General features: G+C 37.5%; 21 protein-coding genes and 1 other annotated feature. Of the genes, 16 read left to right on the top strand and 5 right to left on the bottom strand.

All coding sequences use genetic code 11. The annotated features are described in order from the left end of the window. Positions 1-44: 44 nt before the first annotated feature. From IGK27_RS11240 to IGK27_RS11210, 7 genes are all read left to right on the top strand, one after another. Positions 45-401, top strand: coding sequence for an LptM family lipoprotein (locus IGK27_RS11240; RefSeq protein WP_002399130.1), 357 nt, complete (start codon positions 45-47; stop codon positions 399-401). 92 nt (positions 402-493) lie between these two features. Continuing rightward, entirely contained in the window at positions 494-706 is a 213-nt protein-coding gene (locus IGK27_RS11235) for a DUF3173 domain-containing protein (protein WP_002399131.1), read from the top strand. Continuing rightward, on the top strand, positions 681-1,799 hold the full coding sequence (locus IGK27_RS11230; protein WP_002402334.1) for a site-specific integrase: 1,119 nt from the start codon (positions 681-683) through the stop codon (positions 1,797-1,799). Before IGK27_RS11235 ends, IGK27_RS11230 begins: the two co-directional genes overlap by 26 nt. Before the next feature lie 91 nt (positions 1,800-1,890). Next, positions 1,891-3,105 carry a tRNA uracil 4-sulfurtransferase ThiI gene (gene thiI / locus IGK27_RS11225; RefSeq protein ID WP_002371401.1) on the top strand — a complete coding sequence of 405 codons (1,215 nt, stop codon included), beginning with the start codon at positions 1,891-1,893 and terminating at the stop codon, positions 3,103-3,105. Positions 3,106-3,234: 129 nt separating this feature from the next. After that, positions 3,235-3,882, top strand: coding sequence for a redox-sensing transcriptional repressor Rex (locus IGK27_RS11220; protein WP_002365189.1), 648 nt, complete (start codon positions 3,235-3,237; stop codon positions 3,880-3,882). Positions 3,883-3,945: 63 nt separating this feature from the next. After that, positions 3,946-4,434, top strand: a complete 489-nt coding sequence (tpx, locus tag IGK27_RS11215) for a thiol peroxidase (protein ID WP_002361107.1) — start codon at positions 3,946-3,948, stop codon at positions 4,432-4,434. Between the two features lie 49 nt (positions 4,435-4,483). Beyond that, positions 4,484-4,723, top strand: a binding site (T-box leader). Positions 4,724-4,825: 102 nt separating this feature from the next. Next, a complete protein-coding gene (locus IGK27_RS11210; protein ID WP_002378747.1) occupies positions 4,826-7,468 on the top strand; it encodes a valine--tRNA ligase in 2,643 nt (880 codons plus the stop codon). A gap of 46 nt (positions 7,469-7,514) precedes the next feature. Here the strand turns inward: IGK27_RS11210 and IGK27_RS11205 are convergent, their stop codons facing one another. Continuing rightward, positions 7,515-8,114: a TVP38/TMEM64 family protein gene (locus IGK27_RS11205; RefSeq protein ID WP_002355114.1), complete on the bottom strand. Its 600-nt coding sequence runs from the start codon at positions 8,112-8,114 to the stop codon at positions 7,515-7,517. After that, entirely contained in the window at positions 8,107-10,671 is a 2,565-nt protein-coding gene (locus tag IGK27_RS11200; protein ID WP_002401334.1) for a YfhO family protein, read from the bottom strand. The genes IGK27_RS11205 and IGK27_RS11200 overlap by 8 nt, the downstream gene beginning before the upstream one ends. Before the next feature lie 248 nt (positions 10,672-10,919). Here IGK27_RS11200 and IGK27_RS11195 point away from each other — a divergent pair, with 248 nt between their 5' ends. The 4 genes from IGK27_RS11195 (at position 10,920) to IGK27_RS11180 (ending at position 13,993) form a co-directional block, all read left to right on the top strand. Beyond that, on the top strand, positions 10,920-12,242 hold the full coding sequence (locus tag IGK27_RS11195; RefSeq protein WP_002355117.1) for a bifunctional folylpolyglutamate synthase/dihydrofolate synthase: 1,323 nt from the start codon (positions 10,920-10,922) through the stop codon (positions 12,240-12,242). Next, complete coding sequence (locus IGK27_RS11190) at positions 12,226-12,885, top strand: HAD family hydrolase (protein WP_002385286.1); 660 nt, start codon at positions 12,226-12,228, stop codon at positions 12,883-12,885. Before IGK27_RS11195 ends, IGK27_RS11190 begins: the two co-directional genes overlap by 17 nt. Positions 12,886-12,940: 55 nt before the next feature. Beyond that, a complete protein-coding gene (gene radC, locus IGK27_RS11185) occupies positions 12,941-13,639 on the top strand; it encodes a RadC family protein (protein WP_002365188.1) in 699 nt (232 codons plus the stop codon). A 153-nt stretch (positions 13,640-13,792) separates the two neighbouring features. Beyond that, on the top strand, positions 13,793-13,993 hold the full coding sequence (locus IGK27_RS11180; protein ID WP_002355121.1) for a cold-shock protein: 201 nt from the start codon (positions 13,793-13,795) through the stop codon (positions 13,991-13,993). A gap of 105 nt (positions 13,994-14,098) precedes the next feature. On the opposite strand, the gene rnjA is transcribed toward IGK27_RS11180, so the two are convergent. From rnjA to IGK27_RS11165, 3 genes are all read right to left on the bottom strand, one after another. After that, complete coding sequence (gene rnjA, locus IGK27_RS11175) at positions 14,099-15,784, bottom strand: ribonuclease J1 (protein ID WP_010830661.1); 1,686 nt, start codon at positions 15,782-15,784, stop codon at positions 14,099-14,101. A 1-nt stretch (position 15,785) separates the two neighbouring features. Continuing rightward, positions 15,786-15,998, bottom strand: coding sequence for a DNA-directed RNA polymerase subunit epsilon (locus IGK27_RS11170; RefSeq protein WP_002355123.1), 213 nt, complete (start codon positions 15,996-15,998; stop codon positions 15,786-15,788). 305 nt (positions 15,999-16,303) lie between these two features. After that, entirely contained in the window at positions 16,304-16,690 is a 387-nt protein-coding gene (locus tag IGK27_RS11165; protein WP_002355126.1) for a YbaN family protein, read from the bottom strand. A gap of 228 nt (positions 16,691-16,918) precedes the next feature. On the opposite strand from IGK27_RS11165, the gene efrA reads away from it, so the two are divergent. The 5 genes from efrA to IGK27_RS11140 all read left to right on the top strand — a co-directional run bounded on the left by efrA (position 16,919) and on the right by IGK27_RS11140 (position 23,063). Then, the gene (gene efrA, locus IGK27_RS11160) at positions 16,919-18,646 is read left to right on the top strand and encodes a multidrug efflux ABC transporter subunit EfrA (RefSeq protein WP_002414139.1); all 1,728 of its coding nucleotides are present in this window, start codon (positions 16,919-16,921) and stop codon (positions 18,644-18,646) included. Further along, positions 18,643-20,412 carry a multidrug efflux ABC transporter subunit EfrB gene (gene efrB / locus IGK27_RS11155; protein ID WP_002365186.1) on the top strand — a complete coding sequence of 590 codons (1,770 nt, stop codon included), beginning with the start codon at positions 18,643-18,645 and terminating at the stop codon, positions 20,410-20,412. Before efrA ends, efrB begins: the two co-directional genes overlap by 4 nt. Positions 20,413-20,654: 242 nt before the next feature. Beyond that, the gene (locus IGK27_RS11150) at positions 20,655-21,146 is read left to right on the top strand and encodes a gamma carbonic anhydrase family protein (protein ID WP_002355129.1); all 492 of its coding nucleotides are present in this window, start codon (positions 20,655-20,657) and stop codon (positions 21,144-21,146) included. 13 nt (positions 21,147-21,159) lie between these two features. Further along, positions 21,160-22,311: a non-hydrolyzing UDP-N-acetylglucosamine 2-epimerase gene (gene wecB, locus IGK27_RS11145; RefSeq protein ID WP_002402063.1), complete on the top strand. Its 1,152-nt coding sequence runs from the start codon at positions 21,160-21,162 to the stop codon at positions 22,309-22,311. 74 nt (positions 22,312-22,385) lie between these two features. Next, a complete protein-coding gene (locus IGK27_RS11140) occupies positions 22,386-23,063 on the top strand; it encodes an HAD family hydrolase (RefSeq protein ID WP_002386325.1) in 678 nt (225 codons plus the stop codon). Positions 23,064-23,099: the final 36 nt, after the last annotated feature.

Genomic DNA, 23,099 nt, shown 5'->3' with positions numbered 1-23,099 from the left:
TTTATTTAATAGTATTACGTTTATATAAGTTAGGAGATGATAAAATGAAAAAGGCAGCTTCAATTGTGTTGATGGTTGTTGCAATTTTTATGATATCTGCCTGTGGTTCTAAATTAGATAAAACAGGTGAAGAATTTAAAGACTCTATAATTAAAGATTCTGCATATGGTGATGAGTATTCAGAAGATAGTTTTAGTTTTTTGATGTATAAAGATAAAGACACTAATCGTTATTTGGCTGATATTTGGGTTCCTGTTAAAGATGAGCCTAGTGCATTGGAGTATTTTTATTATTATGATGAAGATAAGCAGTTAGATAGTACAAAAAGCAAAGCAACTTTTGATGATATGAAAGCTAGTGGTAACTATGAAGTTATCTACAAGTCGGGTAAATTTAAATAGAAATTCAATTTTAATGAACATTTGACATAGGGTAGTGCTAATTAAGTACTGCTTTTTTTTATGTAATTAAATAGAAGGAGATGGTATTATTAATGTTAAGTACTGTGACAAAAAAAGACATTATTAGCCTTGGATTTTCTCCATACCAATCACAACGTGTTATTCGTGAAGCCAAAGCTTTACTAGTAGAAAGAGGTTGCCACTTCTATAGTGGTAAGAAAATCTCTTGTGTTCCTGTGAGTGTAGTTGAAGAAATTTTAGGAATAGAGGTTAATAAAGGTGGCAAAGACATCAAATGTTTATAAAGACAAAAAGACAGGTAAGTATTATTTTGTTGCAAGTTTGGGTTTTGATTTAAAAGGGAAAAGAATACAAAAATTTAAGCGTGGATTTAAGACAGCAAAGGAGGCAAAAAAAGCTTATAATCAGTTTATGATTGATTATCAAGAAAAACGTGAAAAGATTACATTTGGTAATTTTTACGAAGAATATTATAAATGCTGGTACAAAAATCATGTTAAGGAAGGTACTTTTAAGACCAATACAGGTATAATTGAAAATCATTTATCTATCTTTAATGAGGTACAGATAAATGCTATTGAAACAGTTGATTTACAAAAATTGATTAATTATTTATCTGGTGAGTATAAAACTAAAACAGGTGAAAGTTTATCTCCAGAGTATATTAATTTAATCATTTGTAATATTCAATCCGTATTTGAGCGAGCTTTTATTTTTGGATTTATTGATGAAGATATATCAAAAAAAGTAAGTAGAGTTCGAGTTGAAGATAAAGAAGTTAACATTTGGACTATAGATGATATGCAAAAAGTAATGCTGCTTAGTGATGAAAGCGATAGTTTATTGTTCTTTAAAAAAATGTTTTTTAGATTTTTATTCATGACAGGTCTTCGGCTAGGTGAAGCCTTAGCTTTGAATTGGGAAGATGTTGATTTTGACAGTAAAGTTGTTTATATTAATAAGACGATGCTTGTTAAAAATAAAAGAGAGTTTAGAACTACAACGCCAAAAACAAAAAGTAGTATTAGAACGGTATCTCTTGACGATGAAACGCTACGGCTTTTTGAAATATGGAGAGAACAGCAATCTCCTTTAAAAATAAACCTTATATTTTCTATAGATGGTGGAACATTGGCTAAGTCTACAACGCATGGCTGGCTTAAAAAAATTTGTGACTTAGCAGATGTGCCAGTGATTAAGATACACGCTTTAAGACATTCTCATGCTTCTATGTTAATTGCCCTTAAGGAAGATTCACTGGTTATTAAGGAAAGGTTAGGTCATAGTCGTATAACAACCACTTTAGAAAAATATGGGCACCTTTATAATGGAAGAATGAATGATGTTTCTAAGAAATTAACTGATTTAAAAATTTAGAATAGTAATTGTTAGCTTTATTGTTAGCAAATATAATGAAAACTAATTGTAAGCTTTGTTTTAAAGCGATTTAGAAAGGGATTAATAGAAAGTGAAGTATACAGAAATTATGGTTCGCTATGGCGAATTATCAACTAAAGGAAAAAATCGTAAAACGTTTATCATGCAGTTAGCACAAAATGTGAAACGTGCGTTAGCTGATTTTCCAGCATTGAAAATCCATGCAGATCGAGACAGAATGCATATTTTATTAAATGGGGAAGATAGTGAAGAAGTGATTCCAAAACTAAGTAAAGTGTTTGGAATTCAAAATTTTTCGCCAAGTATTCGTATTGAAAAAGAAATGCCAGCGATTCGTGCAATGGTTCAAGAGGTTGTTCGGGAAGTTTATACGCCAGGTAAGACGTTTAAAATTACTGCTAAACGTTCGGACCATTCATTTGAACTTGATTCAAATGGCTTGAATCAAGAATTAGGTGGGGCTGTTATTGAAGCCATTCCGGAAATTCAAGTACAAATGAAAAAGCCTGATATCAACTTAAGAATTGAAATTCGTAAAGATGCGGCGTATTTATCTTATGAAACGATTCGCGGTGCGGGTGGATTGCCAGTGGGCACCAGTGGTCGTGGCATGTTGATGTTGTCAGGAGGCATTGATTCACCAGTTGCTGGTTATTTAGCTATGAAACGTGGCGTGGAAGTAGAAGCTGTCCATTTTGCTAGTCCGCCTTATACAAGTGAACAAGCGTTACAAAAGGCTAAAGATTTAGCTGGAAAATTAGTCCCTTATGTAGGAACTATTCAATTTATTGAAGTGCCCTTTACAGAAATTCAAGAAGAAATAAAACGAGTTGTTCCCCAAGGCTACTTAATGACCATTACACGACGTTTAATGTTACGCTTAACAGATGCAATTCGTGAAATGCGGAAAGGTTTAGTCATTATTAATGGTGAATCGTTAGGACAAGTGGCTTCGCAAACACTTCAAAGTATGGTAGCAATTAATGAGGTTACCTCAACACCGATAATTCGACCCGTTGTTTCAATGGATAAGACAGAAATTATCGAAATTGCCGAAAAAATTGACACGTTTGAATTAGCCATCCAACCCTTCGAAGATTGTTGTACAATTTTTGCGCCACCGCAACCGAAAACACGACCTCGCTTGGATAAAGCGCAAGATTATGAAGCGCGCTTAGACTTAGAAGGTTTAATGGCTCGGGCCTTAGAAGGACTCAAAATTACAGAGATTTCAGCAGAAACAGCGAAAGATAAACAAGAAGACGAATTTGCAGATTTCCTATAAGAAATAAATACAGTGACGGTCGCTTAGACGTCACTGTATTTATTTTGTACTTATTTCACAAACAAGTTGCTCGGAGAGGGGAACCGTGATAAACTGAATATGTGAAGTAGGTAACAAGGAGGACAGAGGATGGAGAAAAAAATGCCTAAAGCAACGGCAAAACGTTTGCCGGTTTATTTACGTTATTTAAAAATGTTAGGGGATTCTGGTGTTAAACGCATTAAATCACGAGAGTTTAGTGAAATGATCCAGATTCCTTCTGCAACGATTCGGCGTGATTTTTCCCACGTTGGTGAACTGGGCCGAAGCGGTTATGGTTACGATGTGCCGTATTTAATTGAGGTATTTAGTAATATTTTAAATACGCAAGAAGAAAAAAGAATTGCTCTGATTGGTTGTGGCAATTTAGGCAAGGCATTATTAAAAAATAATTTTAGACGCAACGAGAATTTGAATATTGTCTGTGCTTTTGATAATGATTCGGCTTTAGTCGGCACCACGATTAATGGATTATTAGTTCATGATATGTCTGAGTTAGAAGCATTCGTTCGACAAGAAGGGGTCACGGTAGCCATTTCTACAGTACCAAGTCACCATGCCCAAAAAGCCATCGACAAAATTGTTCAAGCGGGTGTGACTGCGATTTTAAATTTTGCGCCAGACCGTGTCAGTGTGCCAGCCAACGTTAGTGTGCAGTATATTGATTTAACAACGGAACTGCAAACACTGATTTATTTTAATGAAACTTTTTCACTAGCAAATAGCCCAAAGCAATAAAATTGTCTTCATAAAAATCCTCTACTATACTTATTATTGAAAGTGGAAAAGGAGGATTTCAGAATGAATGTTACAAGAAAAGGGCACGTATTAGAATTGACAGGTGAACAGCCTAAAGTTGGCACAAAAGCCCCCGTCTTTTCTTTGAAAAATTTAAACAACCAAGAAATCAACTTGGCAGATTATAAAGGTAAAACGGTTTTAATTAGTGTGGTTCCTGATATCGACACACGTGTTTGTTCACTGCAAACGAAACGTTTCAATCAAGAAGCGGCGAAATTAGACGGTGTTCAGATTATCACGGTTTCCAATAACACAGTTGAAGAACAAGCAAATTGGTGTGCCGCTGAGGGTGTCGAAATGGAAATGCTTCATGATACTGAAGACTCATTTGGTGCAGCTTATGGTTTGTATATTCCAGAAATGGGCCGTTTAGCACGTGCTATTTTTGTGATTGACCCAGAAGGAACGTTAGTTTATGAAGAAATCGTCTCAGAAGTTTCGTCGGAACCCGATTATCAACAAGCGTTAGAAGCTGCAAAAAAAGTGTAATCCCTCTAGATTACAAATTGACTTTGCTTGCGCTTCATTGTAGAATGAAGCAAAGACAGCGAACAAGAGGAGTATCATTGGCGTCGTTTTAGAGAAAAAGTCGTTCAGGTGCAAGACTTTTACACAACCAGTGAGAAGGTAGCTTGTGAGTCAATGGTTTGAACACAGTACGTTAGTAGAACGATTCGTTTCGTGAACGTTATCTCACGAATGAGTGGCATTTGAATGAATTCAATTCAAATGCAATTTAGGTGGTACCGCGTAAATAAGATGAATCTACGCCCTAAAATACGAAAGTATTTTAGGGCGTATTTTAGTGTTTAGCCAAAAAAACTCATTTGTAAAATAATTACCGCTCCAAATCGCGTATTTTAAGAAAGAAGGGGAAAAAATGTCAGAAGAAAAAAACTTACCAACGAAATATCAACCGACAGAAATCGAAGCTGGCCGTTATCAAAAATGGCTAGATCAAGATTTATTTAAACCAAGTGGCGACAAAAAAGCGAAGCCCTATTCAATTGTTATTCCACCACCCAATGTAACAGGGAAACTACACTTAGGGCATGCTTGGGATACAACATTACAAGATATGATTATCCGCCAAAAAAGAATGCAAGGCTTTGATACGTTATGGCTGCCAGGAATGGACCATGCTGGAATTGCTACGCAAGCAAAAGTAGAAGAGAAACTAGCACAACAAGGAATTTCACGTTACGACTTAGGTCGTGAAAAATTTGTTGATCAAGTGTGGGAATGGAAAGAAGAATATGCTTCTCACATTCGTGAACAGTGGGCAAAAATGGGCCTTTCTTTAGATTACAGCCGTGAACGTTTTACTTTAGATGAAGGGCTATCTGAGGCCGTTCGTAAAGTGTTTGTCTCTCTTTACGAGAAAGATTTGATTTACCGTGGTGAATATATCATTAACTGGGATCCAAAAGCGAAAACAGCATTGTCTGATATTGAAGTAATCCATAAAGATATTGAAGGAGCTTTTTACCACATGAGCTACCCATTATCAGATGGTTCTGGCGTTGTTGAAATTGCGACAACGCGTCCTGAAACAATGTTGGGAGATACGGCGATTGCGGTCCATCCAGAAGATGAACGGTATCAGGAACTTATTGGTAAGACAGTTGTCTTGCCATTAGTAGATAAAGAAATTCCAATTATTGCAGATGACTATGTAGATATGGAATTTGGAACAGGGGTTGTAAAAATCACACCTGCCCATGATCCAAATGACTTTGAAGTCGGTAATCGTCATGACTTACCTCGAGTAAATGTTATGAACGAAGACGGCACGATGAATGAACTGGCTGGAAAATACGAAGGAATGGATCGTTTTGCTGCACGTAAAGCGATTGTCTCTGACTTGAAAGAATTAGGTCGCTTAATTAAGATCGAAACAATGAATCACAGCGTGGGCCATTCAGAACGAACAGGCGTTGTCGTGGAACCACGTTTATCGACCCAATGGTTTGTAAAAATGGGACCATTAGCTGAAAAAGCAATGAAAAATCAAGAAACAGAAGACGCTGTTGAATTTTATCCACCACGCTTCAATCAAACATTTTTACGTTGGATGGAAAATGTACATGACTGGGTTATTTCGCGACAATTATGGTGGGGCCACCAAATTCCTGCTTGGTATCACAAAGAAACGGGCGAGATGTATGTTGGGATGGAAGCGCCAGCCGACAGTGAAAATTGGGTTCAAGATAGTGACGTCTTAGATACATGGTTTAGTTCTGCTTTATGGCCATTTTCAACGATGGGTTGGCCAGATGAAGCAAGCGAAGATTATCAACGTTACTTCCCAACAAGCACATTAGTTACTGGCTATGATATTATTGCCTTTTGGGTAAGTCGTATGATTTTCCAAAGCTTAGAGTTTACAGGCGAACGTCCCTTCCAAAATGTCTTAATTCACGGCTTAATTCGTGATGAGCAAGGACGCAAAATGAGTAAATCATTGGGGAATGGGATTGATCCAATGGATGTCATCGAAAAATATGGCGCAGATGCGTTACGTTGGTTCTTATCAAATGGTTCAGCACCTGGTCAAGATGTTCGTTTTAGTTATGAAAAAATGGATGCTTCTTGGAACTTTATCAATAAGATCTGGAATGCAAGTCGCTTCGTTATCATGAATGTAGAAGGTATGACTGCTGCAGATATTGACTTTAGTGGTGAAAAGACTGTCGCTGATCGTTGGATTTTAACGCGCTTAAACGAAACAGTCGCCCGTGTGACAGAATTATTTGATCGCTTTGAATTCGGTGAAGCAGGTCGCCAATTATACAACTTCATCTGGGATGATTTCTGTGATTGGTATATTGAAATGAGTAAAGAAATTCTTTACGGAGACAATGAAGCAGCTAAACAAACAACACGGAGCATCTTGGTGTACACATTGGATCAAATCTTACGCTTATTGCATCCAATTATGCCGTTTGTAACAGAAGAAATTTGGGAAAAAATTCCGCATCAAGGTGAGTCATTGGTTGTGGCAGAGTACCCAGTTGTTCATGAAGAATTTAACGATGAAGCAGCAGCTCGAGGAATGGAAGTTCTGAAAGAAGTTATTCGTTCGGTTCGGAATATTCGAGCAGAAGTGAATACACCACTTTCTAAACCAATTACTTTGTTAATTAAAACAAACGATACAGAAGTAGAAGAATTTTTAACAGCTAATACTAGCTACTTGGAACGCTTCTGTAACCCAGAGGAATTAGTCATCAGTCGTGAAATAGAAGCGCCAGAATTAGCCATGTCCGCTGTATTAACAGGCGCAGAACTATTCCTACCATTAGCTGGGTTGATTAATATCGAGGAAGAAATTGCTCGCTTAGAAAAAGAATTAGACAAATGGACAAAAGAAGTCAAACGTGTGCAAGGCAAACTTTCAAATGAACGTTTTGTGTCAAATGCACCAGATGAGGTCGTGGAAGCAGAACGTGCAAAAGAAAAAGACTACCTTGAAAAACAAGAGGCTGTCAAAGAACGGATTGCCCAATTACGTTCAATCTAAAAAAGAAAAGACAACAAAACCAAACGTTGGTTTTGTTGTCTTTTTGTTATAATTTGCCAAATAATTGAAACAAATACAACATTAAGTAGCTGTAAGTAGCCACAGACCAGAATTTCAATAAAAGAACAATTTTCATGAATTCTTTTAAAGAAATATCTGTAATTCCCGCCACTAAACAAACAATATCATCTGGAGCGAAGGGGACTAACATAGTAAAGATTAAGAGCTTTTTGACATTGTGTTCATTTTTGTCTAAAATCTCTTCAAATTTTTTGTATTTATTGGGTGAAAGGATTATTTTTACAAAGCTACGTCCATAGTAACGAACCAGTAAAAAGCCAATAAACTCACCAATAATCAATCCAAGATAGCTATACAAAAGTCCTTGCAAATTGCCAAACATCAACATTCCTGCAACAGAAGAGATTCCTCCAGGTAGAATAGGGATAATCACTTGGACGATTTGTAAAAGAATGAAACACAGAACCGCATAGTTACCAAACTGTTTAATAAAAGCTTGCAAGGAAGCAACAGAATGAAAAATTCCTCTGGAATATCCCCATAAAATTAAGCCGAAGAAAAGCACCAGTCCAACTAGGGGTAACCACCGAATGAGTCCATTTAAAAATTTTTTCTGATTAGTCATGAGTGGCCTCCTGACGTTTTCGACGGTATTTTTTAAAGCCAAGATAACCAGCCGTTCCCAGTAAAACCGTTCCGCTGACGGCAGTACCGAGATAAATCATTCTTGGATGATAGGCAAAGGTTAACTGCTGTTTGCCAGCTGGGACTTCAACAGCTAAAAAGCCACCTAGAATGCGTTGTGTTTTTAAGGGTTCTTTTTGTAGCGACGATTTGACTTGCCAATCTTGGTCATAAGGAATGGACGTATACAGTAACTGAGTGTCATTTCCAGGTACATTCAGTGCGCCATTTAAATGGCCTTTTTTAGTTGCATTCACGTGAAGAGCTTGTTGGCGTAATTTGTCAACCGCACGATTAAAGGCTGTTTGGTCTAAAGTTTGAAGTTGCCAATTGGTTAAATCAACCACTTGTTCAGCAGTTAGTGACAGGGTCACGGTAGTTCCTTTTTCAAAATGCCCTAAATTGAACAGTTGATTGGTTGCAATATAAATCGGCGTCGAGATAACTTGTTGGTTTACCTTCAATTGTGTAACCTTTTTCCATTTTAAATTCGGAATATAAAGATGCAAGTCACCAGTGCTATTCACTTTAAAGGTTGCTTCAATTGTTTCGTTGGTATGATGAGGTTCATTTATCAACGAAGCTGTTTTAAAGTAAGGTTTATCCGTCGGCACGAGCGTTTGCAGGAGTTCTTCTTGGGCATCTAAAGGATTATTTTTTGCTAATTTTAACTTGGTTAATGCGGTTGGCGCCAAAAAGCCCATACCGATCGCTTCATCATTTTCCATGATTTTCGTGGAACCAACTGTTTTTAGCAATTTTTCACTCGTAGGTTTTTCAATTGGTAAAAAGTCATATTTCACATTTAAAAGTAAATTGGTTAATTGTGAATTATCCACATAGGCAATCCGGCGATCATTTTTTCGATATAAACCTAGCGCACTTAATGTGTCTTGGGTAGTGGCAGTTAAAGTCGAAGTATAGCTAGAAACGCCAGCATAGCCATAAAGTAAAGGATTATTGTAGCCGTTATTGATTTCACGGAATCCTGTTTCTTTGGAAGGAATGACTTGTTTCATGCGATAAAGTTCTGGTGCTGAGGCCATTTTTTCATCGATTAATTGGCTGTGTTTTCGGTAATCTTGGGCAAATGTTGCTTGGCTACCAAAGGGCATGTGTTTAAAAGAAATCCAGAAATTCGTTGTTAATTCTGTGCTGACCAGTAAGAATAAAGCAACGACTACATAGTTTCTTAAGGCCTTTTTGTGTGCTAAACGCAAGCAAAAGAAAATCAACCAAATAAAAAGTAAACTTAGCCATAAATAATTGATCGAAATTAAGAGATTCTTTTGTGGACCATAATACAAAGATCCGTAGCCAATGACTAACAGCAGACTAAAAATAATAGGTGCGGTCCAAGGAATGGTCACTTTTTTAAGCCAAACTTCATAGGCAAAGACAATCAATAAAAAGCTAAAGATAAAGACATTTCGGTAAGGGAACCCAGCTGGGCTTTGAAACATGTGCCACACAGTGTTAAAGGCTTCTAACCAAAAGCTTAAAAAGAGAATGAATAAAAGAATTGCTGAAGCTATTCTTTCTTTTAACGCAATTTGTTTCGTTTGAAAATAGGCAACACAGAGGAGTGTCACAAATAATCCAGCAAAAACGGTTGGTAAATGGTCTAAACGCAACTCATAATTAATAGAACCTAAGCCTAATTGCGAGAAGAACGAAGTGTTGAACTTAGGCGTTAAAAAGAACGTCGAGACATCAAAATCTGCTTTTTTTGTATAGAGCATCCCTTCTGCTGCAGGTAATAATAAAAAGCTAGTTGCAGTTCCTGTTAAAAAAGAAACGAGGATGAATAACGGACTTTGTTTAAAAAATTGCCGAATAGCATGGGCTTGGGTATTCTTTTTAAAGAACCAATAGATACTGTAAAAAACAGCAAAGAGACAAATCATATAACCCATGTAGTAATTCGTCACAATCGCTAAAAACAGGGTTATACTGTATAAGCCCCATTTGCGTTGATCCCATAAACGTTGGAGTCCCAATAAGATAAGCGGGAATAGAATCAGTGCATCCAACCACATAAAGTTTTGGCTATAGACGGTGACAAAGCCACAGAAACTATAGGACGTTGAAAAAAGTAACGTGGTGCCATCAACTTTTTGATAGGTGTATTTTAAATAGCTAAACATCGTCGTGCCCATCAAGGCAAGTTTTAAGGTAATAATCCATAAAATTGCTATAGGTAATTGTTCATAAGGAAAAAAGAAAGCCAACACATTAAAAGGGCTCAGTAAGTAATAGGCTGCCAAAGGAACAATCGACTCACCAATCTCATTGGAAAAAGAGTAGAATGTAGTTATTCCCTCGTGAAAAGAGCGTTTTAAAAAACTCAAGAAAGGCATGTATTGTGTGCCTAAATCACTAACTAATAAGTTGTTGTCACCAAAAGGCGCAAGTTGTAATGTCATCCATACAAGCAACAGAAGTAAAAACGGCAAGAAAAAACTTCCTAACCATAAAAGCTTCGATTTGTTTTTCATCAAAATAAGTCCACCTTTATAAAAAAATCATGAATAAGCGTGTTGAACGCTTTAAAAATAGTTTTTAATTGGCTGGCTGGAACGAACCATCCAGAATGTTAGTTTACCATAAGTTCATTAATGTATCCGCTAATAACGCAAAATTATGAAAAATGCAAAAAGTTTTCAAGAAAAAGTTTCAATTGGTTATTAGTGAAAAAGTCACCTAACTTAGTTATAATGTAGAAGAAGACAAGGAGTTGGACAAGATGCAATTAACAATAGAAGAAGCCATTGAATGGATTCATAGCCGGTTACCCTTTGGTTCAAGACCTGGTTTGGATCGGATCAATGCGTTATTAGAAAAAATTGATCATCCAGAAAACAAAGTGCCAACGATTCATATCGCAGGAACCAATGGTAAAGGCTCAACCGTGACATATTTACGCTGTCTATTAGAAGAAATGGGCTTGAAAGTCGGAACCTTTACCTCTCCTTATATTGAATCATTTAATGAAAGAATTGCGATAAATGGTCAACCAATTTCAGACGAACAATTGATTACCTATGTGGAAAAGTATCAACCAATCATTAAAGAATTAGACCAGATCACTGAAGTGGCTGGAATTACAGAATTCGAAACATTGACAGGAATGGCCTTGGACTATTTCGTGAATGAACAAGTGGATATCGCCGTTGTTGAAGTTGGCTTAGGTGGATTACTTGATAGCACCAATGTCGTGAAGCCATTATTGACGGGAATTACGACAATTGGGAAGGATCACACAGAAATTTTAGGTGAAACAATTGCTGAAATTGCCTATCAAAAAGCGGGTATTATTAAAGAAAAAGTCCCAGTAGTAACAGGCAACATTTGTGCTGATGCGCTAGCAGTCATTGAAAAAGTCGCACAAGAAAAACAGAGTCCAATTTTTCGTTTTGGCAAAGAGTATCAAGTGGAATATCTACATCCTGATACACAATGGGGGGAAGTATTTAATTTCTATGGAGAAATGGGCAAACTGACAAAAATTAAAGTTCCCTTGTTGGGGCGTCACCAAGTAGAAAATGCGGCGGTAGCTATTCAATTATTTGACAAGTATTGCCAACTACAACATTTGCCATTTAAAGAACGAGACATTACTCAAGGGTTGGCTAAAGCGCAATGGCCAGCTCGAATGGAACGTCTTAGTGATGAACCGTTGATTGTTTTAGATGGTGCCCACAATGATCATGCAGTAAAACGCTTAGTTGAAAACTTGCGCAAAGAGTTTCCACAACACACGATTCATATTTTATTTTCAGCTTTAGCAACTAAAGATGTGGATGAGATGATTCAGGACTTAAAGCAAGTACCGAATGCGCATCTTTACTTAACTAGCTTCGATTATCCTAAAGCTATTGCACTTACAGAAATGGAAAAATATGAAGACGATTTAACAGAAATTGTGTCTTTATGGCAATTTGGCTTAGGCGAAATTTTAGAAAAAATGTCGACAGATGATTTATTATTAGTAACAGGTTCATTATATTTTGTTTCTCAAGTAAGAGAATTACTTTTAACTATAGGAGGAAATGATGAAGAAATTTGATGGCGTAATTTTTGATATGGATGGGTTGCTTTTTGATACGGAGTTGATTTACTATACATCTACTCAAAAAGTAGCAGATGCAATGGGGTTACCATATAGTAAAGAAGTCTATTTAGACTATGTTGGGATTTCCGATGAAGAAGTACAAGAGAATTACCGACGTATTTATGCATCTTATGGTCACGACACAGTGGAAGAATTTATCCGCCGTTCTTATGATGATACCTTGCAAGAGTTTCGATCTGGTAACGTCCCTTTAAAACCAGGGGTGGTGGAATTTCTCGACTTTTTAGATGATCAAAAAATTCCTCGATTGGTTGCTTCAAGTAACGTCCGTCCAGCAATTGAAATGTTATTAAGCCATGCTGGGATTCAGGATCGTTTTGTAGGAATTGTTTCAGCAGAGGACGTTAAACGAGCAAAACCGGACCCAGAAATTTTTCAAAAAGCTCGTCAACTTTTAGGAACAGAAGCCCCGAAAACCTTGATTTTCGAAGACTCATTTCATGGGGTAAGTGCGGCTCATAGTGCGGGCATTCCAGTGATCATGGTACCTGATTTATTGCAACCAACTGAAGTTATCCAAGAGAAAACATTACATGTCTTGGAGAGTTTACATCAAGCGCCACATTATTTAAAATAATAAAAACAACACTCCTTTGCGTAGTTTATTAATGACTAGCAAAGGAGGTTTTTTTATGCAAGTATCGGATCTGTTTATTCGTGAGATGCCGAGTGATTGTTTACCACGAGAACGGCTCTTGGCGATAGGAGAAAAAGCATTATCGAATCAAGAGTTGTTGGCGATTCTGTTACGCACTGGCTCAAAAGAAGCAGACGTGATGACTGTTGCCGCAACGCTGTTAAAACAGTTTAAGCAGCTTTCTTATTTGCAGCAAGCCACGTTGAACGAGTTAATGGCTATTAAAGGCATTGGCCAAGTGAAAGCCATTGAATTACGTGCGGCTATTGAATTGGGGTGTCGAATTTATCAAAGTAGTCAAATCAAATTTGGCAAAGTTACGTCCAGTCAACAAGTCGCCCAACGATTACTCCAAGAGATGAAGGGGCTGCAACAAGAACATTTAATTTGTATTTACTTGAATACCAAGAATGACATTATCCAACAGAAAACGATTTTCAAAGGATCACTGAATCAAAGTATTGCTCATCCACGCGAAATTTTTCGGGAAGCGGTTAAATATTCTTCTGCTCGCATACTATTAGCTCATAATCATCCATCTGGCAATCCGACACCGTCTCCACAAGATATTCAATTTACCAAACGAATGGAAGAATGTGGCGAAATGATGGGGATTCAATTGTTGGATCATATTATTGTTGGTGATAGCGGATACATTAGTTTGAGAGAAGAGAATTTTTTTGCTTCAGAATGAGGACAATTCTTGCAAAAATATTTTATCACGTGTAAAATGAAAGGGTAATCTTGTTTGGAATTATGTAGACTTTTTAAATTTTTTTAAATATTCTATTGGAAGCGAGCAAAGTTACGACTATTTATGTGCAAATGCACGAGGAGGAACAAAAGAATGGAACAAGGAACAGTAAAATGGTTTAACGCAGAAAAAGGTTTTGGGTTTATCTCACGCGAAGACGGAAGCGACGTATTCGTACACTTCTCAGCTATCCAAGGTGATGGTTTCAAAACTTTAGAAGAAGGTCAAGCAGTGACTTTTGATGTTGAAGATTCAGACCGTGGCCCTCAAGCAGTTAACGTAGAAAAAAACTAATAAAAAATAATCCAAAAACACCTAACGCATGTTAGGTGTTTTTTTGTTAGCAAAAATAGAGAAGAAAAATGGACAAACATTTTTCTTCTCTATTAAATGAGAGCTTTATTGATCACTAACTGTGGCAGTCATAATCATTGGCAGAATCATTGGATGACGTTCTGTTTGTTCAAACAAGAAAGGCTGTAAAGCGGTCGTCATGGCTTCGCCTAATTTTGCTTCGGTACAGTTTTTATCTTTCATTGCTTCACGTAGAGCATTGAATAAAAGACGTTGGCCTTCATGAATCATATCACCAGACTCACGCATGTAGACAAAACCACGGGAAAGAATGTCTGGACCAGCCATAATTTCTTTATTTTTAATATCAACCGTTGCTACCGCTAAAACTAAACCTTCTTCAGATAAGATACGACGATCCCGTAAAACAACATTCCCGATATCACCGACACCATTTCCATCAACGTACACGTCGTTAGCGTTGAAGTGACCAGCAGGACGTGCGCTATCAGCCGTTAAAGCTAAGACATCGCCGTTGCCCATGATAAAGCAATTTTCTTCAGGAACCCCTGTATCTTGAGCGAGCGAAGCATGGATTTTTAACATTCTAAATTCACCATGAACAGGCATGAAATATTTAGGATTCATCAAACGAAGCATTAATTTTTGCTCTTCTTGTCCACCGTGACCAGAAGTATGGATATTATTGATTTTTCCGTGGATAACTTCTGCACCGGCTTCAGATAATAAGTTGATTAAACGGTTAACGCTTGTCGTATTCCCAGGAATTGGTGAACTTGAGAAAACAACCGTATCGCCTGGTTGAATACTAATTTGGCGATGTGTACCGTTAGCAATCCGACTAAGCGCGGCCATAGGTTCTCCTTGAGAGCCAGTACATAAAATCATTGTTTCATTTGCTGGCAATTGATTCAGTTCCGCCGCATCGACAAACGTTCCTTTTGGCACTTTGATGTAGCCTAAGCGTTCGCCATTGACAATGGCATTTTCCATGCTACGACCAAAAACAGCAATTTTGCGACCTGTTTTCACGGCTGCATCAGCAGCTTGTTGTAAACGGAAAATGTTTGAAGCAAAACTGGCAAAGATAATCCGACCATCAATTTTTTCAAAGATTTTTAAAATAGAGGTCCCAATTGTTTTTTCGGATTTTGTAAAGGTGGGTATTTCAGCATTGGTACTGTCTGAAAGAAGACAAAGGACGCCTTCTTCACCTAATTTCGCCATTCTGTGTAAGTTGGCTGGCTCACCAACGGGTGTAAAGTCAAACTTAAAGTCACCTGTTGCGACAATGTTACCAGAAGGCGTTTTAACCACAACGCCCAAGGCATCAGGAATACTGTGAGTCGTCCGGAAAAAGCTAATCGCTGTTTTTCTAAAACGAATCACCGTATCTTCATTAATTTCGTGTAATTCCGCTTCTCGCAATAAACCATGTTCATCTAGTTTGTTGGTAATTAAAGCCAAGGCTAGTGGTCCCGCATAGATTGGGATATTCGCTTGACGTAAAAGATAAGGAACGCCACCAATATGGTCTTCATGACCGTGGGTAATAACGAGTGCTTTGACTTTATGCAAATTTTGAACGATGTAGCTATAATCTGGAATCACGTAGTCAATCCCAAGTAAATCATCTTCTGGGAATTTGATCCCAGCATCAATAATGATAATTTCATCTTGGAATTGTACCCCATATGTGTTTTTTCCAATTTCGCCTAAACCACCGATTGCAAAAACGCCAGTTTCGTTATTTTTTATGTTTACTTTCATGTTAAAACTCCGTTAGAGTGAAGTCCGCATGTTCTTGCTCGTAAGCAAGATGTTTTTCGTCTAATAATTGAACGTATTCAATATTGTATGGGGTATTTTCTTCAACTAATTGGCGCACGATTACATCGCTATCGGCTTCCATGTAAAGAGATTTTGTGTCTTCTCTTTTTGGGTTTCTGATTTTTGTTTCTTGATAGTATACTTTGTAAATCATCGATTCATTTCTCCTTCAGCTACTAATAGTAGCAATTTATAGTTTTTTTCATTTTAAGACAGAAAATTAAACACAACAAAACGAGGTGCTGATCACCTAAAAAAGAATGCTCATCAAAAACATCTGTTAATGATGAAATGAAGCCTCGACTTTGCTTCATTCTGGGTATTTGATTTTATGTGTTCTTTTTTCAACCGTCCCGTGTGTTGTGAATAACAACAATTAAGCTTATTTTATCATAGAATGATAAGGAAGTATAGAAACACTCACTGGACTTTTAAAAAAAACAAACTTCTTGTTTCACCTTATTCTTGATCAAGTTCGAGTGCCTTTTTTTTAGGACGCCAATACCAACTTAAGCCGATCACGTGGGCTAAATAAACAATCGCTAAAGTCGTAGTCATCAACGTATTTCGGACAATTAAACACGGAATGGCAAATAAAAGAAACATGGAAATAAATAGTTTCCATTTACCTTTACGAGTAATTTTTTTCTCAAAGAAGGCTTCTTGGATATATTTTTGATAATAAGAAGAAGCTAAAAATTTGTTATAAAGTTTATCTGAACTACGCATCCAAAAAAAGGCCGTTAATAAATAAAAACCAGTGGTGGGTAAAAGCGGCAAAAAGATTCCTAACGTGCCTAAAGCAAACGTACAGGAACCGAGAAAAATGAAGAATAATTTTTTCATTCAAAGGGTCCTTTCAGTTTTTCCCAATTATGGCACAATCAAAAGGAAGTAGCAATTTTAATCGTATAAGTAAATCATTAAAATTATCTATTTTTTAGAAAATCTAAAAGAGAAAGGATAGAAAGAGAAAGGCTGTTTTTTCTAGCCAGACAGCTTGTATTACCGATTTCTTTTTGATACAGTGGGAGTACTAGAAAATTTAAAGTAAGATAAGAAGGAGATGATTAATTGAAGTTAATGTGGCGTTACACAATGCGTTATAAGAAATTACTTTTCGCTGATTTTATTTGTGTGTTTGGTTTTATTTTGATTGAATTAGGCTTGCCGACCATTTTAGCACGAATGATTGACAAAGGAATTATTCCTAGAGATATGGACTATATTTATCAGCAAGGGATTTGGATGGTTGTAATTACGATTATTGGCGTTGCAATGAATATTTTGCTAGGGTACTTTGGTGCCAGAATTACAACAAACATTGTTCGTGATATTCGTGATGATTTATTTGAAAAGATTCAAACTTTCTCACATAGTGAATATGAAAGTATTGGGGTTTCTTCCTTAATTACGCGAACTACCAATGATGCATACCAAATTATGCTCTTCATGGGAAATATTTTACGTCTTGGCTTTATGACGCCAGTGATGTTTATTGCCAGTCTTTACATGGTGATGCGAACGAGTCCGTCGTTAGGAATGTACGTTTTAGGTGCCTTGCCTTTTCTACTGCTAGCCGTTGTCGGAATTGCTCGTTTGTCAGAACCGTTATCTAAAAAGCAACAAAAGAACTTAGATGGAATCAATGGGATTTTAAGAGAAAATCTTTCTGGATTGCGGGTAATACGCGCATTTGTTAATGAAAAATTTGAAGAATCTCGTTTTAATAAAGTTAATGAAACTTACACTAAAAGTTCAAAAAGTCTGTTTCGTTTAATGGCAGCAGCCCAACCAGGGTTCTTTTTCTTATTTAATATTGTAATGGTCTTAATCATTTGGAGCGGAACTGTTCAAATCAGCCATGGGGATTTAGAAGTTGGGAATTTAATTGCTTTTATTGAATATATTTTTCATGCGCTGTTCTCGTTTATGTTATTTGCCAGTGTCTTTATGATGTATCCACGGGCTGCGGTTTCGGCTTCACGGATTCAAGAAGCCTTAGACATGGAACCAGCTATTCGTGAAGAAGAAGGCGTAACAGAAACAGCTACTAAAGGCTATCTAGAGTTTAAAAATGTAACCTTTGCCTATCCTGGACATGCGGAAAGCCCAGTTATCCGCAATGTAAGTTTTAAGGCATCACCTGGTGAAACAGTGGCCTTTATTGGGAGCACAGGTAGTGGAAAATCAACATTAATTCAATTGATTCCACGGTTTTATGATGTATCAGAAGGTGAAATTTTAATCGATGGAGTGAACGTAAAAGAGTACAAACTTAGTGCATTACGCAATAAGATCGGCTATATTCCACAAAAAGCGTTACTTTTTACTGGTACAATTGCTGATAACCTTCGCTACGGTAAGGAAGATGCGACGTTAGAAGAAATGGAACGAGCAATTGACATTGCTCAAGCTACAGAATTTGTTTCACAAAAACCGCAAGGCTATGATGAACCTCTTTCAGAAGGTGGCACGAACTTTTCTGGTGGTCAAAAACAACGTTTAGCTATCGCACGGGCGATTATTCGCAATCCGGAAATTTATATATTTGATGATAGTTTTTCTGCGTTAGATTATCAAACAGATGCAAATTTACGAGCGCGTCTGAAAAAAGAAACAACAGAATCTACTGTTTTAATTGTGGCACAACGTGTTGGAACAATTATGCATGCGGACCGCATTGTTGTTTTAAACGAAGGCGACGTGGTCGGAATTGGCACACATCGTGAATTACTTGAGACTTGTCCAATTTACTATGATATTGCGGCTTCTCAATTGTCAGAGGAGGAATTAGCATGAAACACGCCTTTTCTTCTATGAAACGAATCGGTCGCTATATTAAACCGTACCGAGTGACGTTTTATTTAGTTATTTTATTTACAATATTAACCGTTGCCTTTAATGCAGCGTTGCCTTATTTGACTGGATTACCAACGACAGAAATTAGCCGTAATATTGCAGCTGGCGAATCCATTAATTTTGATTATGTAATCCAATGTTTAATTTGGATTTTAGTTGTGGGAACAGGTTATTGTGTGGCACAATTTTTGTCAGGCTTTTTAATGACGAATGTCGTTCAACAATCCATGCGCGATTTACGTCGCGATATTGAAGAAAAAATCAATCGTTTGCCAGTTTCTTATTTTGATAAGAACCAACAAGGAAATATTTTGTCACGGGTGACGAACGATGTGGATGCTGTCAGCAATGCGATGCAACAAAGTTTTATTAATATTGTTTCAGCAGTCTTAGGGATTGTGATGGCGGTAGTGATGATGTTCTTGATCAATCCGCTGATGGCGATTTTTTCAGTGATTATGATTCCGTTGTCTCTGATTATTTCCAGAACAATTGTTAAAATCTCCCAGAAATATTTCCAAGGAATGCAAAATTCTTTAGGAGACTTAAATGGTTATGTCCAAGAAAATATGACTGGGTTCAGTGTTTTAAAACTATATGGTCGGGAAAAAGAAACCCTTGAAGGCTTTAAACAAGTCAATCATCGTTTAAATGGTTTTGGCTTCAAAGCATCCTTTATCTCAGGATTAATGTTGCCATTGGTTCAAATGACCGCTTATGGGACCTATATCGGGGTAGCTGTCCTTGGTAGTTACTATGTGGTTGCTGGTGTGATCGTAGTGGGGCAATTACAAGCGTTTATTCAATATATTTGGCAAATTAGCCAACCAATGGGGAATATTACGCAGTTGTCTGCAGCTTTACAAAGCGCTTCAGCTTCGACCATGCGGATTTTTGAAATCCTAGATGAGCCAGAAGAAGAACTTAACGAACAAGATGTTCCTTTGCCAGAACCTATTTTAGGTTCTGTTGAATTTGAAAATGTCAGCTTTAGTTATGACCCAGAAAAACCGTTAATTCGTAATTTGAACTTTAAAGTTGATGCGGGCCAAATGGTTGCGATTGTGGGACCAACTGGCGCTGGGAAAACAACCTTAATCAACTTACTGATGCGTTTTTATGATGTAACAGAAGGCGCCATTAAAATTGATGGCATTGACACGAAAAAAATGAACCGTAGTGATGTCCGATCTGTATTTGGAATGGTATTGCAAGATGCTTGGTTGTATAAAGGTACCATTGCAGATAACATTCGTTTTGGGAAGTTGGATGCCACGGATTATGAAGTTGTGGATGCAGCGAAAACGGCCAATGTGGATCACTTCATTCGGACAATGCCAGATGGGTATGAAATGGAAATCAATTCTGAGGGAGATAACGTTTCCCTTGGTCAAAAACAATTGTTGACCATTGCCCGAGCGGTAATTTCTGATCCGAAAATTTTGATTTTAGATGAGGCGACTAGTTCAGTCGATACACGCTTGGAAGCCTTAATTCAAAAAGCAATGGATCGTGTTATGGAAGGACGAACGAGTTTCGTTATTGCCCACCGCCTATCAACTATTCGTGAAGCTGATTTAATTCTTGTTATGAAACAAGGAGAAATCATTGAAAAAGGTACGCATCATGAGTTGCTGGAACAAGGTGGCTTCTATGAAAAACTATACAATAGTCAATTTGCTGAAGAAGGCGACTATGAGGAATAAAAAGAGGTCGGGACAGAAGCGTTTAACTCCGAGAAATAAGAAGGAATTTCCGAAAATTGTTCTGTAATTTTTGGAGAATTCCGGCTTATTTCCGAAGGAGTTGCTTTTGTTCCCGCCGTTTATCAGTTTTTGAGCGTGGAGCAAAAATCCAAAGTGATTTTTGTCCCACGCTCTTTTCTTGTCTTTTTTACTATGAAAGTGAGGAATTCTTGTCTATACTTAATGAAAAGAGGTGACAGGGTTTGAAAAAAGAGTATTTTATTGCTGCTAGTGCAGATGTCTATGGAAACGTACAACTAGCGAAGGATAGTAACATTTGGTTTCAGTCGGTCTTAAGAGGTGACAGTAACACAATTACCATTGGTGAAGGTAGTAATATTCAAGATGGCACGATTATTCATGTTGATGAAGATGCCCCGACAATTGTAGGCAAGTATGTAACGGTGGGCCATCAATGCATGTTACACGGTTGTAAAATCGGTGATGGTGCTTTGATTGGCATGGGTTCAACCATTCTAAATAACGCTATTATTGGAGAAAACAGCCTGATTGGTGCGGGTTCTTTAGTGACGGAAGGCAAAATTATCCCGCCAAATGTTTTAGCATTTGGTCGACCCGCGAAGGTTATCCGTCCGTTAACGGCAGCAGAAATAGCCAGTAATCATACGAACGCCTTACATTATATTCAACGAGCAGAAGAATTTCGCCAACAAAAATACCCGAAACTAACATAGAATTAGGAGGAAAATGATGAAGAAAATTAAAGTAATGACGGTTTTTGGAACACGGCCAGAAGCAATCAAAATGGCCCCTTTAATCAAAGTTTTAGAAGAGCAAAGTCAAGGATTTGACTCTGTAGTAGTCGTAACAGCGCAACATCGCCAAATGTTGGATCAAGTGTTAGAAGATTTTCAAATTACACCGAATCATGATTTAAATATCATGAAAGATGGGCAAACCTTAACAGATATTACAAGTCGTGTTTTGAATTTATTAACTGAGGTTCTTGTGACAGAACAGCCGGATATTGTCTTGGTTCATGGCGATACAACCACGTCATTTGCGGCTGCATTGGCTGCTTTTTATCAACAGATTCCAGTGGGACATGTGGAAGCAGGATTGCGGACCTGGCAAAAATATTCTCCGTTTCCGGAAGAAATGAATCGTCAACTGGTAGACGTGTTAACTGATATTTATTTTGCCCCAACCACTCAAAGTAAGGACAATTTAATCAAAGAAAATCATCCAGAAGAACATATTTATGTGACTGGCAATACAGCGATTGACGCGATGGCGTACACCGTTGATGCCCACTATCAAAATGATTTATTGGAAAAAATCCCTACAGACCAACGCATTGTACTAATCACAATGCATCGTCGTGAAAATTTAGGCCTGCCAATGGCAAATGTTTTTAAAGCTGTTCGTCGACTTGTAATGGAACATCCAGAAATTGAAGTCATTTTCCCTATGCACAAAAATCCCAAAGTCCGTGAAATAGTAGCGGAACACTTAGGTGAATTAGCTCGTGTGCATTTAATTGAACCATTGGATGTCAAAGATTTTCAAAATTTTGCAGCGAAAAGTGCGTTAATTTTAACTGATTCTGGCGGTGTGCAAGAAGAAGCTCCTTCCTTAGGGGTGCCAGTTTTAGTTTTACGAGATACAACGGAACGTCCAGAAGGCGTAGCGGCAGGAACATTGAAATTGGTTGGTACAGACGAACAAGTAGTCTATCAAGAGGCGAAAACATTATTGACTGATTCTGATGCTTACCACGCGATGGCGCATGCACAAAATCCGTATGGGGATGGTCAAGCTAGCCGTCGAATCGTTGAAGCCATTGCCTATGAAATGCAGCAATCAGATAAAAAACCAGATACGTTTACAGCAAAATAAATAAAAAGGCAGAGAAGCGCTGAAAAATGTGCTTCTTTTGCGTATCTTATTTTGAAGAATCAATTAGACAAAAAATGCTAGAAAGTAGTGAAGTGAAGATGTATCAAACGATTTTATTTGATTTAGATGGCACAATTACGGATTCTGGTAGCGGCATTATGCGTTCTATTTTGTACGCAACAGAACAATTAGGCTGGCCAGCTCCTAGCGAGGAGACGTTACGTTCTTTCATAGGGCCGCCTTTATATGAGTCATTTTTGCACATGGCGCCTTCAGCTGAAGCAGCGCAACAAGCCGTGGGTCATTATCGAGCGTATTATCAGAGAAAAGGTATGTTTGAAAATCATGTGTATCCAGGGATCCCAGAGGTACTAACAAGGTTAAAGGAAGCGGGAGCAAAGTTATACATTGCGACTTCCAAGCCAGAAGAATTTGCTAAAAAGATTATTACTCATTTTGATTTAGATCGTTATTTTACAGGCATCTATGGAGCGAGCATGGACGGTCATCGTTCTAAAAAAGCAGATGTGATTCAGTATGCATTAACGGAAGCTCAATTAGACCCAACCAAAGAAGCAATTATCATGGTTGGTGATCGTAATCATGACATTCTTGGTGCTCAACAAAATGGCTTAGATAGTATAGGTGTCTTGTATGGATTTGGTGAAGAAACAGAATTACAAGAGGCGGGAGCGACATTCCTAGTACAATCGCCTAAAGACTTAGGTGCTATTTTGCTACAAAATTCTTAATAGAAAATGGATTTTCGATAAATTTAGGAGGATTTT

The sequence above is a fragment of the Enterococcus sp. DIV0236 genome (genome assembly GCF_050558525.1).
Classification (GTDB): domain Bacteria; phylum Bacillota; class Bacilli; order Lactobacillales; family Enterococcaceae; genus Enterococcus; species Enterococcus faecalis.
This window is presented reverse-complemented; position numbering and strand designations above follow the sequence as displayed.